The following is a 15267-nucleotide window of genomic DNA, read 5'->3' on the forward strand; positions in this document are numbered from 1 at the left end:
CCCGATGCGCGCGCGACACTGGTGGGGCCTTGCGGCCGCCGGAACGACGACCGTGGTCGTCGTCGCCCTGACCTGGGCGGTGATCGGGCTGGGCTCGAGCGGCGACGCTGCTGCGCCGTCAGCTGCGAACGCGTCCGACGTACCCGTGTCGACGGCGTCGGCGTCGTCCTCCACGGCGGTCTGCGGTTTCGGCGGCACGCTCGTGAACAAGATCACGGCGAACCGGCCCGCAACGGTCGACGCCCCAGCTCTCACAACGTGGAAGATCGGCGGCCAGGGCACTCTCGGTGCTCTCGCGGTCGCCGGCGACACGGTCGTCGTGGACCGTGACCTCGACAACGGCACCTCCGACTTTCTGCGCTACTCCCTCTCCGGAAAGCTCAAGGGCACGACCAGCATCGCAGTGAAGCACGAGGGCAGGTGGGCGCTCGCCGACGACGGGTCGCTGTACGTGGTGGACGCATACCACGGCTCAACGCGACGGGTCGTGCACTTCGCCGCGGACGGCTCCAGGCTCGGCTCCTTCGACGTGCCCAAGAGCGACGAGAGCACAGGGCATCCGCTCGACCTGCAGTACCTCGTGTGGGTTCCCGCCTACGAGGGCTCACCCGCGCTGCTCGTCGGGGAGGGCACGCATACCGTGCACATCATGCGGCCATCCGGACAGAACCTCGGGCTGTTGAAGAACGGCCCGGACGTGATGGGCAACAGCCTGGGCGGCCCGCTGGTCTCCGGATACTCCACGTCGGGCGGCTCGTCACCCCTCACGACGCTGGACGTGATGGACCTGGGCTCGAGCAGCACGCCGTTGCACACCGTGTACCCCGCAGAGCAGAACGACGGCGGCACGGCCACCGACACCACGACCTCGACGACGCCCTCTCCGCACCGGCTGGCATCCGTCGAGCCTGGGCCGCACGGAGACGGCTTCGTGCTCAGCACGGCGTACGGCGTGCAGTGGGTCGACGGCGTCGGGGTGCGAAAGGGTGTGTGGCTGGCTGGCCAGGACGGCTTCTCGCCTGCAGACCCGGCGTCCATGGCGGAGTCGAACGGTCGTTATTGGATGCTCGTGAAAACGGGAGACGCCGCCGTGGAGAGCGTCGCGGCGCTCACCTCCGACCAGCTGGCCGCCCGTTTCGCCTCGCCCCTGCTGCCGACCGCCGACGTGGAACCCGACCTGGCGCAGCTGGGTCTCGGAATCGGCGCGATCACGCACGCGCCGTTCAATCACTTCGACTCCGGGCAGAGGCCGGCCGTCTACCTGCGCACGGAGAAGGGATGGGGTGCCGTGACCGGATCCGCGAAGCCGCCCATCGAGGTGCGCTACACGGTCACGGGAGACCCGACGCTTCCAGACCCCGTTTCATCAGACGAGAAGACCGCAGCCATACCGTGGGGCGGCGGTGAGACCGCCCTGGCGCTGCCCAAGACGAGACCAGGCCCTTACGAGGTGAGCCTCGAGGTGGTCGACACCTCGACGCACGCCGTGCTTTCCGGCTCGTGCCTGCACTACTCGGTGGGTGCACAGGGAGCCGACCTGAACCTCGGTTCGCTGGCGGCAGGAGACGACTGGGGCGGGCCGGCGCCACTGCGCGGAGCCGAGCTCGCCGCGACGCTCGGTGTCGGTAGCTCGCGTGTTCAGCTCGACTTCGGCAGCCTGGTGCCCGACCCCAAGTCGACGCCGAGCGAAGCATCCATTCAGTGGGCTGCCCTGCCGGGCGCGAACCTTTCGCCAGACAACGACCCGTTCCAGAACCTGCGCAAGGCGGGCGTGTATGCGGCGCATCACGGGGTGCGGCTCATCGTGCAGGTCGGCAGCGGGGGCGACGCGGAGAAGGCGGCAGCGGCATCCGGCACCTGGGCGGGCTGGACCGCGCTGATCGTGGCCACGTTCGCGCGCGAGGCGCCGGCCATCTCATCGTGGGAGGCGTTCAACGAGCCGAACAGCTTCTACGACTCCGCCGACGAGTATTGGAAGACGGTCGAGCTGCCGTTCGCCGAGGCGGCGCACGCGGCCAAGGCAGGCTCGTACGTCATCGCAGGCAACCTTCTCGGCTTCGAGACGGACTGGTGGAAGAAGGCGGCAGCCGACGGGGTGTGCTCGCACGTGGACGCGATAGGAGTGCATCCGTACACCGGTTGGAACAGATCGTGGGAGGAGGAGGGCTTCGACGCGAAGGGCGCCGGCTACGACGCCCTCCGCCAGGCGCTCGGATCCTCGTGCGCGCGGCTTCCGCTCTGGGACACCGAGTCGGGCTGGACGTCGGACAGCGCCACGGCGTACTGGGCCCAGGGCTCGAACATCGCCAGGAAGCTCATGTGGTACCAGCAGGACGGCATCGCGGGGTGGACGTACTTCTACAGCGAGGGCGGCTGGGGTGAGAACGACTCCAGCTGGTCGCTCATCCAGTACCGGGCGTATGTGAAGCCGGGCGGCCTTGCGTACGCGACGGTGTCGCGGATGCTGCACGGCCGGGGCGCGCCCGTAGAGGTGGCCACCGGCATCCCCTTCACCCACGCGATGCGTGTGCCAGGGAACGACACCATGCTCGTCGCGTGGACCGACGAGGCCCGCATCCAGGCAAGAGTGACAACAGGCGCGTCGTCGCTTCGCGTCACCGACGAGTACGGCGCGACGGATGCCGTGGGTCTCTCGGGCGGGTCGGCGCAGGTCACACTCACGGCAACGCCGCAGTTCTTCCGCGCACCGGCCGGCAGCACGATCGCCCTCGGCGCCACCGAGACGTTCGGCGCCGATCTGCTCAAGGGGCAGAGCGCGCAGGCCTCATCGACCTACAAGGACTCGAAGGCACAGACCGTGACCTCCGGCACGGCAGACCCGTACCGCCCGTGGCGTTCTGGCGAGGTGAAGGGTGGTGTCGACCCGCACCCGAGCATCACGGTTCCGCTGCGCTCTGCGACCACCATCGACCGGATAGCCGTCGCGACCACCAACATCGCGTGCTGCGAGGCGGGGCTGCGCTCCTACACCGTCTCCGTGCAGAAACCGGATGGCACGTGGCAGGTGGTCGCCCGACCCCAGGACCAGTTCTGGGAGCGGACCGTCGTCTTCCGGTTCGACCCGGTCGAGGCGAAAGCGGTGCGCGTCGAAGGCGTGTGGACCACGATCCGCGACGTCAAGATGCTCGCGATGAACTACACCGGGTTCGCAGGTGGTCTGCCGCCGCCGTTCATGGGCCTGCAGACGACGACCAACTATGTGATGTCGGTGTCGGCGGTCTCCGCGTGGGCGGCGGGAAGATCGCCGTAGACCGACTCGTAGGCATCCACCGCGCGCTCCCAGGTGAACGACCGCACACGCTCGGCGCCCGCCGCCGAGAGTTGTGCCGCGAGTCCGGGCTCGTCGGTCAGCGTGCGGAGCGCGCCGGCCAAGGCGTCGACGTCGAGCGGGTCGACGAGCAGCCCGTCCGAGGAATGCGTGACGAACTCGGGTGCTCCGCCGTGCGTTGTCGCCACGAGGGCCGACCTGCCGCGCCACACCTCGAGCGCTGCGATGCCGAACGCCTCGAACCGGCTCGGCATCACGCCGATGTACGCGCCCTCGCGCAGTGCGCCGACGGTCGGCCTGTCGAGTCGTCCTGGCAGCACGACACGTTCGCCGATACCGAGCCGGTCGGCCTGACGACGCAGCGCATCGAGCTCGGGCCCGGCCCCGCCTATGATCAGCCGGATGTCGGGCGGCAGTTCCGCGCGCGCGAACGCCTCGATCAGCAGGTCGAACCCCTTCATCTTCTGCACTCGGCCGACCGCGCAGATGTAGCGGCCGTCGACGCCGGCCGGCGGCACGCCGACGGGTTCGTCGAGGTCGATGCCGTTGAACACGACGACGCCGCGGCCGGGTGCCAGCCCGAAGCGCACCGTGAGGTCCTCGAGCACGACACGCGAGCATCCGGTGACGGCTGCTGCGGCGGCGAGTCCTTTCCGCAGGCTGTCGATCGCGAACCGGGAATGCGTGAACACCCCTGCATCGTCGGCGACGGTCTCGCCGTGCGATGTGATGACCAGTGGCGTTCCCGTGCGGGCCGCGAGCAGTCGTGCGTAGGTGCCGTTGGGGCCGAAGCAATGCACGTGGATGACGTCTGGCCGGTGAGAGCGGAACGCCCGGCGCCAATGCAGCGCGGCCTGCGGCATGCGGATGGCGAAGCGCAGCATCGACGGGACCGAGCGGGCGGGCAGCGGCGCAGGGAGATCCCAGACCTCGATGCCGTCGACCTCCCGCACGCCGAACCGCCCATCGCGTTCGATGGTCCAGACGACGACGTCGTGACCCCGGGCGCGCAGGATGCGGGCGACATTGCGCACGTGCTCCTCGACGCCGCCCACGTATGGGTCGTACGAGCTCGTCGCCAGCGCGATCCTCACGACGCGATCCTCCGTGCGAACCTCGGCGCCGCGGTGCTCGCGGCGCGACTCTCGTACCCAGCAGCCGCCACGCCCTAAAGCTAGCGTCTGGCTGCGGCGCCCACCGCACCGCCTACTGTTGTCTCGTCACGAGCGAAGGGGGAACGATGCCGCGACCGCGCGTGCTCGTGCTCGACCACACGGCTCAGGAGGGCGGCGCAGAGCTGGCTCTCGTCCGGCTCCTCGACGAGCTGCACGACGAGGGCGAGTTCGACCTGCGCGTGCTGCTCTTCGGGAACGGACCCCTGCAGGCGCGGTTGACGTCGGCCGGCGTGCAGGCCGCCGTGCTTGTGCTGGACGAGGACGTCGCGACTATGGCGCGAGACACCGCAGCGGGCGGGGCGGCACGGTCTGCGCTGAGCGCCGCCGCGTTCGTGCCAAGGCTCGTGCGAGCCATCCGCGGCTCGGGCGCCGACCTGGTCGTCGCGAACTCGCTCAAATCCGCGGTCTTCGCCTCCATCGCAGCACCCCTTGCGGGCCGCCGGTGGGTGTGGCACCTGCACGACCGCTTGGCGCCCGACTATCTGCCGCGTGCGCCACGAACCGCCATGCGCTGGCTCGCCGCGCTGGGTCCGCGAGCCATCGTCGCGAACTCGTTCGCCACGCTCGAGACGCTGCCAGCGCTCGCAATGCGCAAGGCGGTGGTGGCCTATCCGGGGCTGGCTCCCGAGGCATTCGAGGTCGACACGCGCGCGGAACGCGATGGGACCCCCCTCGTCGGCATCGTCGGCAGGGTCAGCCCGACCAAGGGGCAGCGCGAGTTCCTGCAGGCAGCGGCAGCGGTCGCCGTCGGGCATCCCGACGCGCGGTTCTCCGTCGTGGGTGGCGCACTGTTCGGCGAGCACGACTACGAGTCGCAGCTGCAGAGTCTCGCCGACCGGCTCGGCATCGCCGACCGAGTCGAGTTCACCGGGTGGGTCGCCGATGCCGCCGTGCGGGTCGCCTCCCTCTCCGTGCTCGTGCACGCATCGCCCGTGCCCGAGCCGTTCGGCCAGGTCATCGTCGAGGCCATGGCCGCCGGCGTGCCCGTCGTGGCGACGGCCGCAGGCGGAGTGCCCGAGATCCTCGATCCCGAGGCCGAAGGATCCGTCTGGACCGCAGGAACGCCCGACGCGACGGCCGGCTGGCGCGCGACGCCGAACGGGGTGCTGGTGCGACCTGGCGACCCGGACGCGCTCGCGGAGGCCATCGCGTACGTTCTCGACGACAAACAAGCAGCGGATGCCCGAGCCCTGGCCGCGCGCGCAGCCGCCGGCTCGCGCTTCACGATCGCGCGCACCGCATCCGTGGTCTCGGCAGCCTGGAACGGGGCACTCCCGGCCCGCCGACGCGTCCGATAGCCTGTGACGGCCCGAGGTGTCGGGCCGGCTGAGCGAGACGAGGGCCCGTCATGAAGATCATCGAGACAGACATCCAGGGACTCATCGTCCTCGAGCCGACGCCGCACCGCGACGAGCGTGGCTACTTCACGCGCACCATGGACGTGAACATCCTCGCCGATGCCGGCATCGACCCTGCGGGCTTCAAACAGGAGAACCAGTCCCGCTCCTATCAGGGCGTCGTTCGTGGGCTGCACGGGCGCACGAACAAGGGCGAGGCGAAGCTCGTGCGCTGCGCGCACGGCGCGGTGCTCGACATCGCCATCGACGCGCGGCCGGGTTCGCCGACGTTCGGCGAGGTGCGCACGTTCCTGCTCGACGACCAGGTGCACCGTCAGGTGTACATCCCGCGCGGATTCCTGCACGGCTACCAGGCGCTCACCTCGGTCACCGACTTCTGCTACCGCATCGACGACTTCTACGGTCCTGACGAAGACATCACGATCGCGTTCGACGATCCCGATCTCGCCGTCGTCTGGCCGGCGCCGATCACGATCGTGAGCGAGCGCGACCGCAACGGCATCTCCTGGCAGGAGTACAAGCGGGTCATCGGCGTCGACTGACTCCGAAACCCGCGCCGCCGCCTACTCCGGCTCGATCTCGGTGGGCTTCGGGTCGACGACGACCCATTTGCCGCCGTTCTGCTCGACGCCCGGCATGGCGCGCCTGACCTCGGGCAGCAGGTCGGAGATGAACAGCAGCACGCGGTCGGGGCTGGCGGCGACCAGTTGCTCTGGCGAGACGATGGGGATGCGCGTGCCCGGCATGGTGCGGCCGTGTTTCGCCGTCGAGGCGTCGGCGATCATCGCGACGTCGTCCGTCGTCACCTGCGCAGAGGTGAGCAAGGCCGCCGTGCGGGATGCTGCGCCGTACCCTGCGACCGTGAGCCCCTCGGCTTTGGCACCGTCGAGGTAGGCCCTGATGGCCGAGACGGACTCGAGGAGTGCAGTGTGCAGCGACTCGGTGATCCGCTGAGGGTCGAGCACGCCGAGCGCGTTCTCCTCCTCGATGAGCCGTGCGACGGACTCGGCCGTTGCCGAACCCCACTTGCCGCCCTTCTTCGCGAAGGCGAGCATCGTCGTGCCGTTGTTGTAGAGCGGATACGACCAGGCGCCGATGGCCACCATGTCGATCTCCTCGGCCATGCGAACCATGGCAGGCGTCGTGTAGTACGCGAAGTGCCCGTTCTTCAGAGCGTTCCACATGCCCTCGCGCACGATGGCAGAGGCGTTGTGGATCATGAAGAGGATGACCCCGTCGTCGGAGAGATGCCCTCGCCGCTCTAGGAATGCGGCCCGCTGATCGGCGGCGTGCATCATGCCGTGCACGTCGACGATGAGTTCGGCCTCGCCTTCGGTCACCTCGACGAGGTGGAACGGCTCGAGCTGTTTGTGCCACGATCCGCCGTGCGGGCTCGGGTAGTGCAGAACGCGCGATCCGGGCACGATCAAGCCTGCGGCATCCGCGTCGGCGACGCACAGCTCGGCCTGCCGGACAAGCGCCGCAGGCTCGACGCCCATCACTTCCTCCGGCGTCGTCGGGTCGTCTTCGAGCTGCAGCAGCCCGCTCACCGGGCTGAAGACCATGCGCATGCTGTAGCGCGGGTCGGGGCCAGGGTCGGTGGGCTTGGGGAAGAGATCGGATGCCGGCTGCTCGCCCAGGTCGAGAACGACGACGCCGTCCGGATCCTGCGACCAGCGATCACGCCAGCTGTCGATGGGTCGGGTTTGTGATGCGGTCATGATGCTTCCTTCGCTCGGGTGCGAGACAGATAACGATCCACCTGGTCGGATGTCACCGACAGCGGCGCTTCGCCACGACGCACGCGCTGCTCCCAGTCCACGGTGAAGGCGATGGCCTCGTTCACGCGAAGCCTCGGGCGCCATCCCAGTTCGGAGCGAGACTTCGCCGAGTCGACCATGAGCAGCCCAGCTTCGTGCGGTCCGCCGTCGTCCTCGTCGATCCACGAAGCGCCATCGTCCCACAGCCGGGCGGCCTCGTCGGCCAGAGCGCCCACCGTCCAGCCGTCCTCGGCCGCTGGGCCGAAGTTCCACGCCGAATCGTGCCGCCGGCCGTCGAGGTGCTCCGCCAGCGTCAGATAGCCGCTGAGCGGCTCGAGAACGTGCTGCCAGGGTCGCGTCGCCCTCGGCCGGCGCAGTCGCGCGGGGCGGTTCTGCGCGAAACCGGAGATGAGCTCGGGGATGAGTGCGTCCGGCGTGGCATCCCCTCCCCCGATGACGTTTCCCGCGCGAGCGGATGCCACGGCGAATCCGGCCCGCGGAAACGACACCGCGAACGAGTGGGTGGCGAGCTCCGCCGCCGCCTTGCTCGCGCTGTACGGATCGTCGCCGCCGAGGTGGTCGATCTCGCGATATCCCCAAGGCCACTCGTTGTTGCGGTACACCTTGTCGGTGGTCACGACCACAACGCGCTCCACCGACTCGGCGTCGCGCGCCGCCTGGAGCACCGAAAGGGTGCCGTCGACGTTCACCGAGAACGTCTCCCTAGGGGTCAGATACGACTCGCGCACGATGGACTGCGCGGCAAGGTGCAGAACGATATCCGCTCCGGACTGCCTCACCGCCGCTCCCAGCGCGTCGCCGTCGCGGATGTCGCCGCGTGCGTCGCTCTCCAGGAGATCGGCTACTCCAGCACGGTGATAGAGGAAATCCTGCGGGGTCTCCATCGCGTACCCGTGGATACGCGCACCCATCCGGTGAAGCAGAACACACAGCCACGCGCCCTTGAAGCCGGTATGGCCGGTGATGAAAACAGAGCGCTCTGCCCAGTACGCTGTGTCCATAGTCACACCGTAGGCCATAGCTGTCATACCGACACCGGCCAGGGGGTATGCAGTGAACGCACAAGGCGACGACATCCCGAACCGTTTCGCCCGATCGGCCGAGTTGCAGCGACGCCTGCACGAACTCGTGCCGGGCGGCGCGCACACGAACGCGCGCGGATCCGACCAGTATCCGGAAGACCTCGCTCCCGTGATCGTGCGCGGCGAGGGCGCCCGTGTGCTCGACGCGGACGGCAATTGGTTCGTCGAGTACGGCATGGGCCTGAAGGCGGTGACCCTCGGGCACGGCTATGCGCCGGTCGTCGACGCCGTGTGCCGGGCCGCAGCAGACGGCGTCAACTTCTCCAGGCCGACGGTGCTGGAGGTCGAGGCCGCCGAGCGGTTCCTGACGATGGTGCCGACGGCCGACATGGTGAAGTTCGCCAAGAACGGCTCGGATGTCACGACAGCGGCCGTGAAGCTGGCGCGCGCCGCCACCGGGCGCGACCTGGTCGCCGTCTGCCGTACGCAGCCGTTCTTCTCCGTCGACGACTGGTTCATGGGCGTGAGCGCCATGCCCGCGGGCGTTCCAAGGGCCGTGAGCGACCTGACGGTCAGCTTCGCGTACAACGACCTCGAGTCGTTGGAGGCCGTGGTGGCCGCGCATCCGGGTCAGATCGCGGCCGTCGTCATGGAGGCGGCCACGGGCACGGTCGAGCCCGCGCCCGGCTTCCTCGAGGGTGTGCGCGAACTGGCTGACCGAGACGGCTTCGTTCTGGTCTTCGACGAGATGATCTCGGGCATGCGCTGGTCGTCGGCAGGCGCCCAGTCGGTGTACGGCGTCACGCCCGACCTCTCCACCTGGGGCAAGGCGCTGGGCAACGGCTTCAGCGTTTCGGCCCTGGCCGGCAAGCGCGAGCTCATGGAGCTCGGCGGCCTGAACACGGATGCTTCGCGCGTCTTCCTGCTCTCCAACACGCACGGGGCGGAGACGACGGGTCTCGCCGCATACCTGGCGGTCGCCGAGGCATATGAGGAACGAGACATCGTCGGGATCATGGAGTCCCAGGGCGAGAAGCTGCGGGCAGGTCTGCTCGAGGCCGTCGCCGAAGCCGGCGTCGCCGATCACATCGCAATCCTCGGCAGGCCCTCGGCACTCGTCTTCGGCACGAAAGACCACGAGGGCAAGCCTTCGCAAGCGTTCCGCACGCTGTTCATCCAGGAGCTGCTCCGACACGGCGTGCTCGCGCAGTCCCTCGTGATCTCTGCTGCGCACACCGACGACGATCTCGAGACGACGATCACGGCGGTGCGAGAGGCATCCGCGGTCTACGCCCGCGCGATCGAGGCCTGCACCACCGACGGGTATCTGCGCGGCAGGCCAGTGGCTCCTGCCATCAGAGAGTTCGCCGCGCCGCGGCGGCTGGGGGTTTGACATGAAGGTCGTTCTGTTCTGCGGCGGCATGGGAATGCGCATCCGCGCCGACAACCAGTCGGCGCCCAAACCCATGACGCCGATCGGCGACCGGCCCATCCTGTGGCACATCATGAGGTACTACGCCTACTTCGGGCACACGGAGTTCATCCTGTGCCTCGGCTACGGCGCGAGCGTCATCAAGGACTACTTCCTCAACTACCGCGAGACGGCCTCCAACGACTTCGTGCTGGCGAACGGCGGCCAAGACGTCACGATGCTCGAGTCCGACATCTCGGACTGGAAGATCACGTTCGTCGACACGGGCCTCACCACGGCCATCGGCGAGCGCCTGCGACGGGTGCGCAAGTACCTCGGCGACGATGAGGTCTTCCTCGCCAACTACGGCGACGGCGTCTCCGACGTGGACATGAACGGCCTGATCGAGGCCCTTCCCGGCGACCACGTTGGCAGCCTCCTGGCCGTACCACCCCAGGACTCCTTCCACGTCGTCGGTCTCGACGGCGACGGCGGCATGACCGGCATCGTGCCGGTCGGCACCATGAACATGTGGATCAACGGCGGCTTCTTCGTGTTGCGGCAGGGCATCTTCGACTACATCGACGAGGGTCAAGACCTCGTGATGGACGGCTGCATCAGGGCAGCAGCAGACGGCAGGTTCAGCGCCAATCGTTACGAGGGCTTCTGGGCCTGCATGGACACACTGAAGGAACGCGCGTACCTCGAAGAACTGCACGCCACGGGCACCGCCCCATGGGAGCTGTGGCGGCAGAGGGAACGGGCATGAACCCGGCCCCGCTGTCGGGGCACCGATGATGCAAGCGGCGGCAGGCTCGAAGACGCGCCTCGGCATCTGGGGCGTGTTCGGCCGTGGGAACTTCGGCAACGAGGCCACGCTCACCGCGTTCCTCGAGCGGCTCGACGCCGACGTGTACGAGCCGGTGCTGTTCTGCGAGGATCCCGCCGTGGCATCCGCGCTGCACGGCATCCCGGCGACGAGCCTCGGCCGTCCCGTCGAAGGCAGAGCCAGGTCGGGCCTGCATCGCGTGCTTTCGGCCGGGCTCAACCGGCTGCACCTGTTGCGCGGGGCGATCTCCGCCGCGCGATCAGTCGACGTCGTCGTCGTCGCGGGTACTGGCGGACTCGAGCGTTACGGCTCGGGAGCCTTCGGCACCCCGTTCGAGATCTGGGCGCTCGCCAAGGGCAGCAGCCTGATGCGCCGCCCCTTCGTGCTGCTGGACATCGGCGTCGAGGTGCTCCCCCGACGTCTCGCGCGCTTCTTCGTGCGGGGCGCGGGAAGTGCGGCGAGCTATCGCTCCTATCGCGACGCTGTCGCCAGGTCGAGCATGGTCGTGAACGGACTGCACAAGGCGGCCTCCGACGCAGTGGTCACCGATCTCGCGTTCGGGCTGGAGCCCGCACGCTCTGCCGCGGCCGAACATCCGACGGTCGCCCTGGGCGTCATGGACTACTGGGGCCGCGACAGTTCGCATGAGACCAGCGAGGCCGTGCACAAGCGCTACGCGGCGCAGCTCACGGCTCTCACGCGCGAGTTCCAGAGCCGCGGCTATCAGGTGCGGCTCATCGGGGGCGACGACGGCGATCTCGAGTTCGCGCACGTGCTGTCCGCCGGTCTCGCCGACGGCACCCCCGTGGTGGAGGCCCGCAGCCCCGATGAACTCGTTGCCGAGATGTCGTCTGCGCACGTGGTCGTCGCGTCGCGCTACCACACGCTCATCATGGCCCTGTTGGCCGGCACACCCTCCCTCTCGATCGGGTACGCGGACAAGCACCGCGCGATCCTCGACCAGCTCGGACTGCCTGGGCAGCACCGCGACATCGAGAGCTTCGACGCCCACGAAGTGGCGGACGCCGCGACCGCGCTGGCCGCCGAGCGCACGACATGGACCGAACGGATCGACGCGGCGATCGACGCCGCTCGTGAACGGCTCGACCAGGAGTGGGATCAGGTCGCCCGGGTCCTGACGCCGAGCAGGAAGGCACGATGACCACCCTCACGCTTCCCTCCGGTCCCCTCGTCGTGCTCGCCGTCGGGGCGCATCCTGACGACATCGAGATCGGATGCGGCGGCACGCTTCTCGAGCTGGCCAGCCGACGCGAGGTCGACCTCCGCACCCTCGTTCTCACAGGCGTGCCCGAACGTCAGGCCGAGGCGGAAAGGGCGGCAGACGCATTCGGCGCCTCGCAGCCCCCGGTCTTCGCTGGTCTGCCGGATGCGAGGCTCCCTGAGCACTGGGGGGCGGTGAAGGATGCCGTGCACGCCTTCCGTGACGCCAGCCCGCGCCCAGACCTGGTCTTCGTGCCGCGCAGCGACGACGCCCACCAGGACCACCGACTGCTTGGCACCATGGCGCCGACGGTCTGGCGCGGTCCGCTCGTGCTGCAGTACGAGATCCCCAAGTGGGACGGCGATCTCGGACGGCCGAACCTCTACGTGCCGCTGCCCAAGCGGATCGCGAGGCGGAAGGTGGAACTGCTCCATTCGAGCTTCCCCTCGCAGCACGACCGGGATTGGTGGGACGATGAGTTCTTCCTGAGCATCATGCGGCTGCGGGGCGCCGAGACGCAGAGCAGGTACGCCGAGGCGTTCTTCGCCTCCAAGCTGACCATTTCGATGGAGTGACGATGACACGGCTGACGTTCGGCGTTCCGGTCTACAACGGCGAGCGCTACCTCCCGGCGGCGCTCGAGTCGTTGCAGAGCCAGACGCTCTCGGACATCCGCATCGTCATCTCGGACAACGGCTCGACGGATGCCACGCAGGACATCTGCCGCACGGCAGCATCGCACGACGACCGCATCAGCTACCACCGCTACGACGACAACCGGGGCGGCATCTGGAACTACCAGAACGTGATGGCACTCTGCGACACCGAGCTCTTCAGTTGGATGGCGGCAGACGACATCAAGCTCCCCGAGTTCACCGCCGCGACGATCGCCGCGCTCGACGACGGCGGCCCGGGAACCGTGTTCGCCTGTCCCCGGACCAGGCTCATCAACGGCGAGGGCGTGATCTACGAAGATCTCGACGACGTCGACCTGCGCATGGACGCCGCCACGGCGCACGAGCGCGTGCGCAACATGCTGCGGGCGCAGGCGTCGCATCCCATGTACGGGGTGATCAGGATGTCTGCACTGCGGAAGACCCGCGGCATCCGCTCGGTGCTCGGCGACGACATGGTGCTGCTCGTCGAGCTGCTGTGCGCAGGCAAGATGGCCACCGCCAAGGAGCAGGCGTTCCTTCAGCGCCGGCACGATGCGCAGGTGTCTGTTCAGGGCGCCGCAGCTTCATCGTGGTTCGCACCCGGCCAGCGGGGGGACCGGTCGTTCGCGGAGACCCGTACGAACATCGAGATGTACCGCGGGGTCGCCCACAGCGAACTCCCGTTCTCTGAGAAAGTACGCACCTGGTCGGTGCTCGGCCCGTCGTGGGTGTTCCCACGCTGGCGAGCGATGGCTCGTGACGTGGCGAACGCGGTGGGTATGAGCCCGGGAGCCGGCCGATTGCGGGCTCAACAGGCGGCGCAGGCCGCCGCCGCGACCAGGTCTGGCGAGGGTGGTTCCGGGGCGGAGTGACGCCGCCTGGCTCTTTCCGAGTGCAGTCAGCGAGCCGGAAGCTGCGGGCATGCTGAGTACAGCCCTGGGTGCAGCGCAGGATCTGCGCAAGATCCGCCCAAGACCTCCCTTCGGCTGGGAAGGGATACTCGCCGCTGAAGCATGCGGCGAGTAACATGAGCGTCGCTCATTCTGCGCAGGCGAATGGGTACGCGAGTACCGCCCGACAACGACAGCCCGCCGCCGTGTCGTGCACGCTCCTCGTGGGAATTCTCGAGGAAACGAGACACCATGGCAGCATCCAGCCTCGGCCAGGTGAGCGTCATCTGTGCACCGCCCAATGGGCGTAACCCCGGGATGACGTCGGTCGACCTAGCTTTCGAGAAGGTCGCGCACGCGGCCGGCGCAACGCAGGTGACGTACTGGCGGCTGTGGGACGTCAGTGAGTGGAGCGAGTTCCGCGGAGCCGGCGACCTCGTAGCATCCTCGTCGTACCGCGACCCCGACTCCCTCATCGCATACCAGTCGATTCGCGGACGGCTGGACGAGGCGTTCAGCGCAGACCGCATCGTGTTCTGGGGCGACTTCATGCACATGGCGGTGTACCAGCGCCACATGGCCGACGTGCTCGCGAGGCGAATCGGAGTCTGCTCGCGGGAAGAGGCAGACGAGCTCGTGGCGCGCACGCTGATGCTGCGCGACGCCGATGAAGGCACGCTCGGTCGCGTCTTCTCCTACGGCAGCACGCTGGGCATGAACACCGCTGCCGACTACGCGGGACGATACGGGCACGACCTCGACCGGTTCATGGCGGCGGCGCGCGATGTGTGGATGCGCGATCCGTACTCCGCCCAGGTCGTCAGAACGATCAGGGGGCCGGAGCGCGGGGCCGCGCAGGCACTGGATGCCGCATTCCTGCTTCACGACGGCACCCACCGCGGCGGAAAGGGACTCGGCGTCTTCATCGGCCGCTCGCAGGTGCGCCCGGAGGTCGTCGCATTGTTCGGCAAGCGGCTGGCCCAGCGCTTGGGCGCACGCGCCCGCTGGATCCCGTGGGGCGGGTCCCCCGCGTTCTGGCCCGTCGATTCCCGCCGCCGGTTCCGCGCCTCCTGGCCGGCCCTCGAGCACGAGAACGACGAGCCATCGCGCATCGATCTGCTCGGCACATCGCTCCGGTCTCTGCGCGGCGTCCCCAAAGAGCCGAGAAGGCCCGTCGACGCCGCCGAGTTGATTTACGGGCTCGGCGACCTGGACTTCGTTCTCACTGACACTTACCACCTCGCGATCAACGCGTGGGCGCAGGGCACTCCGACGATCTGCCTCGTCGACGGCGGGGGTGTCGACTGGAGCGTCAACTCGGGCGAGCCGAACATGCGGCGCGACAAGCGAGTCGACCTCTACTCCCAGCTCGAGGCGTTGGGCCTGATCGTGGATCTGGCCAAGCTCGGGCGCCGTATACCTCAGGAAGTGGACAGGCTGGCTGAGCTGCTGGCTCAGCCCGAGTCCCTCGCCGTCACGGCGGGCCGCATCGAGGCGCAGCGACGGCAGAGCATGGATGCCGTGCTGGCCGCACTGGGGCAGGCGCTTCCCAAGCCGCCTCGGCGCCAAGGCCAACTGCAACTCGGCCTCGGCTGACCGAAGGGCCGTGCAGACCACGTGCCCGGGTAAGGTGC

Annotated in this window: 12 protein-coding genes; 9 read left to right on the forward strand and 3 right to left on the reverse strand. The window is 68.7% G+C overall.

The annotated features are described in order from the left end of the window. Positions 1–4: 4 nt before the first annotated feature. On the forward strand, positions 5–3271 hold the full coding sequence (locus ACO2Q7_RS07385) for a hypothetical protein (protein ID WP_423354954.1): 3267 nt from the start codon (positions 5–7) through the stop codon (positions 3269–3271). Here the strand turns inward: ACO2Q7_RS07385 and ACO2Q7_RS07390 are convergent. Beyond that, positions 3217–4383, reverse strand: coding sequence for a glycosyltransferase family 4 protein (locus ACO2Q7_RS07390; protein ID WP_423354955.1), 1167 nt, complete (start codon positions 4381–4383; stop codon positions 3217–3219). The two genes, ACO2Q7_RS07385 and ACO2Q7_RS07390, sit on opposite strands and share 55 nt — an antisense overlap. A 146-nt stretch (positions 4384–4529) precedes the next feature. On the opposite strand from ACO2Q7_RS07390, the gene ACO2Q7_RS07395 reads away from it, so the two are divergent. Continuing rightward, complete coding sequence (locus ACO2Q7_RS07395; protein ID WP_423354956.1) at positions 4530–5762, forward strand: glycosyltransferase; 1233 nt, start codon at positions 4530–4532, stop codon at positions 5760–5762. Positions 5763–5812: 50 nt separating this feature from the next. Next, the gene (gene rfbC / locus ACO2Q7_RS07400; RefSeq protein WP_423354957.1) at positions 5813–6364 is read left to right on the forward strand and encodes a dTDP-4-dehydrorhamnose 3,5-epimerase; all 552 of its coding nucleotides are present in this window, start codon (positions 5813–5815) and stop codon (positions 6362–6364) included. Positions 6365–6385: 21 nt separating this feature from the next. On the opposite strand, the gene ACO2Q7_RS07405 is transcribed toward rfbC, so the two are convergent. Next, the gene (locus ACO2Q7_RS07405) at positions 6386–7543 is read right to left on the reverse strand and encodes a transferase (RefSeq protein ID WP_423354958.1); all 1158 of its coding nucleotides are present in this window, start codon (positions 7541–7543) and stop codon (positions 6386–6388) included. Continuing rightward, positions 7540–8604, reverse strand: coding sequence for a CDP-glucose 4,6-dehydratase (rfbG, locus tag ACO2Q7_RS07410; RefSeq protein WP_423354959.1), 1065 nt, complete (start codon positions 8602–8604; stop codon positions 7540–7542). Before rfbG ends, ACO2Q7_RS07405 begins: the two co-directional genes overlap by 4 nt. Before the next feature lie 52 nt (positions 8605–8656). Between rfbG and ACO2Q7_RS07415 the strand changes: the two genes are divergently transcribed. From ACO2Q7_RS07415 to ACO2Q7_RS07440, 6 genes are all read left to right on the forward strand, one after another. Continuing rightward, positions 8657–10018: a glutamate-1-semialdehyde 2,1-aminomutase gene (locus tag ACO2Q7_RS07415; protein ID WP_423354960.1), complete on the forward strand. Its 1362-nt coding sequence runs from the start codon at positions 8657–8659 to the stop codon at positions 10016–10018. A 1-nt stretch (position 10019) separates the two neighbouring features. Beyond that, entirely contained in the window at positions 10020–10805 is a 786-nt protein-coding gene (locus tag ACO2Q7_RS07420; RefSeq protein WP_423354961.1) for a glucose-1-phosphate cytidylyltransferase, read from the forward strand. Between the two features lie 25 nt (positions 10806–10830). After that, the gene (locus ACO2Q7_RS07425; protein WP_423354962.1) at positions 10831–12027 is read left to right on the forward strand and encodes a polysaccharide pyruvyl transferase family protein; all 1197 of its coding nucleotides are present in this window, start codon (positions 10831–10833) and stop codon (positions 12025–12027) included. Then, a complete protein-coding gene (locus ACO2Q7_RS07430) occupies positions 12024–12662 on the forward strand; it encodes a PIG-L deacetylase family protein (RefSeq protein WP_423354963.1) in 639 nt (212 codons plus the stop codon). Before ACO2Q7_RS07425 ends, ACO2Q7_RS07430 begins: the two co-directional genes overlap by 4 nt. A gap of 2 nt (positions 12663–12664) precedes the next feature. Continuing rightward, complete coding sequence (locus tag ACO2Q7_RS07435; protein WP_423354964.1) at positions 12665–13615, forward strand: glycosyltransferase family 2 protein; 951 nt, start codon at positions 12665–12667, stop codon at positions 13613–13615. Positions 13616–13885: 270 nt separating this feature from the next. Beyond that, a complete protein-coding gene (locus tag ACO2Q7_RS07440) occupies positions 13886–15229 on the forward strand; it encodes a hypothetical protein (RefSeq protein ID WP_423354965.1) in 1344 nt (447 codons plus the stop codon). The last annotated feature ends 38 nt before the right edge of the window (positions 15230–15267 follow it).

Origin of the sequence: Rathayibacter sp. KR2-224, assembly GCF_049446075.1 — a bacterium.
Lineage (GTDB): Bacteria > Actinomycetota > Actinomycetes > Actinomycetales > Microbacteriaceae > Humibacter.

Excerpts from the sequence above, each read along its gene's own strand:
- ACO2Q7_RS07435 (WP_423354964.1), top strand. The coding sequence starts at position 12,665 with ATGACACGGCTGACGTTCGGCGTTCCGGTCTACAACGGCGAGCGCTAC.
- ACO2Q7_RS07440 (WP_423354965.1), top strand. The coding sequence starts at position 13,886 with ATGGCAGCATCCAGCCTCGGCCAGGTGAGCGTCATCTGTGCACCGCCC.
- ACO2Q7_RS07395 (WP_423354956.1), top strand. The coding sequence starts at position 4,530 with ATGCCGCGACCGCGCGTGCTCGTGCTCGACCACACGGCTCAGGAGGGC.
- ACO2Q7_RS07405 (WP_423354958.1), bottom strand. The coding sequence starts at position 7,543 with ATGACCGCATCACAAACCCGACCCATCGACAGCTGGCGTGATCGCTGG.
- rfbG (WP_423354959.1), bottom strand. The coding sequence starts at position 8,604 with ATGGACACAGCGTACTGGGCAGAGCGCTCTGTTTTCATCACCGGCCAT.
- ACO2Q7_RS07425 (WP_423354962.1), top strand. The coding sequence starts at position 10,831 with ATGATGCAAGCGGCGGCAGGCTCGAAGACGCGCCTCGGCATCTGGGGC.
- ACO2Q7_RS07430 (WP_423354963.1), top strand. The coding sequence starts at position 12,024 with ATGACCACCCTCACGCTTCCCTCCGGTCCCCTCGTCGTGCTCGCCGTC.
- rfbC (WP_423354957.1), top strand. The coding sequence starts at position 5,813 with ATGAAGATCATCGAGACAGACATCCAGGGACTCATCGTCCTCGAGCCG.
- ACO2Q7_RS07420 (WP_423354961.1), top strand. The coding sequence starts at position 10,020 with ATGAAGGTCGTTCTGTTCTGCGGCGGCATGGGAATGCGCATCCGCGCC.
- ACO2Q7_RS07385 (WP_423354954.1), top strand. The coding sequence starts at position 5 with ATGCGCGCGCGACACTGGTGGGGCCTTGCGGCCGCCGGAACGACGACC.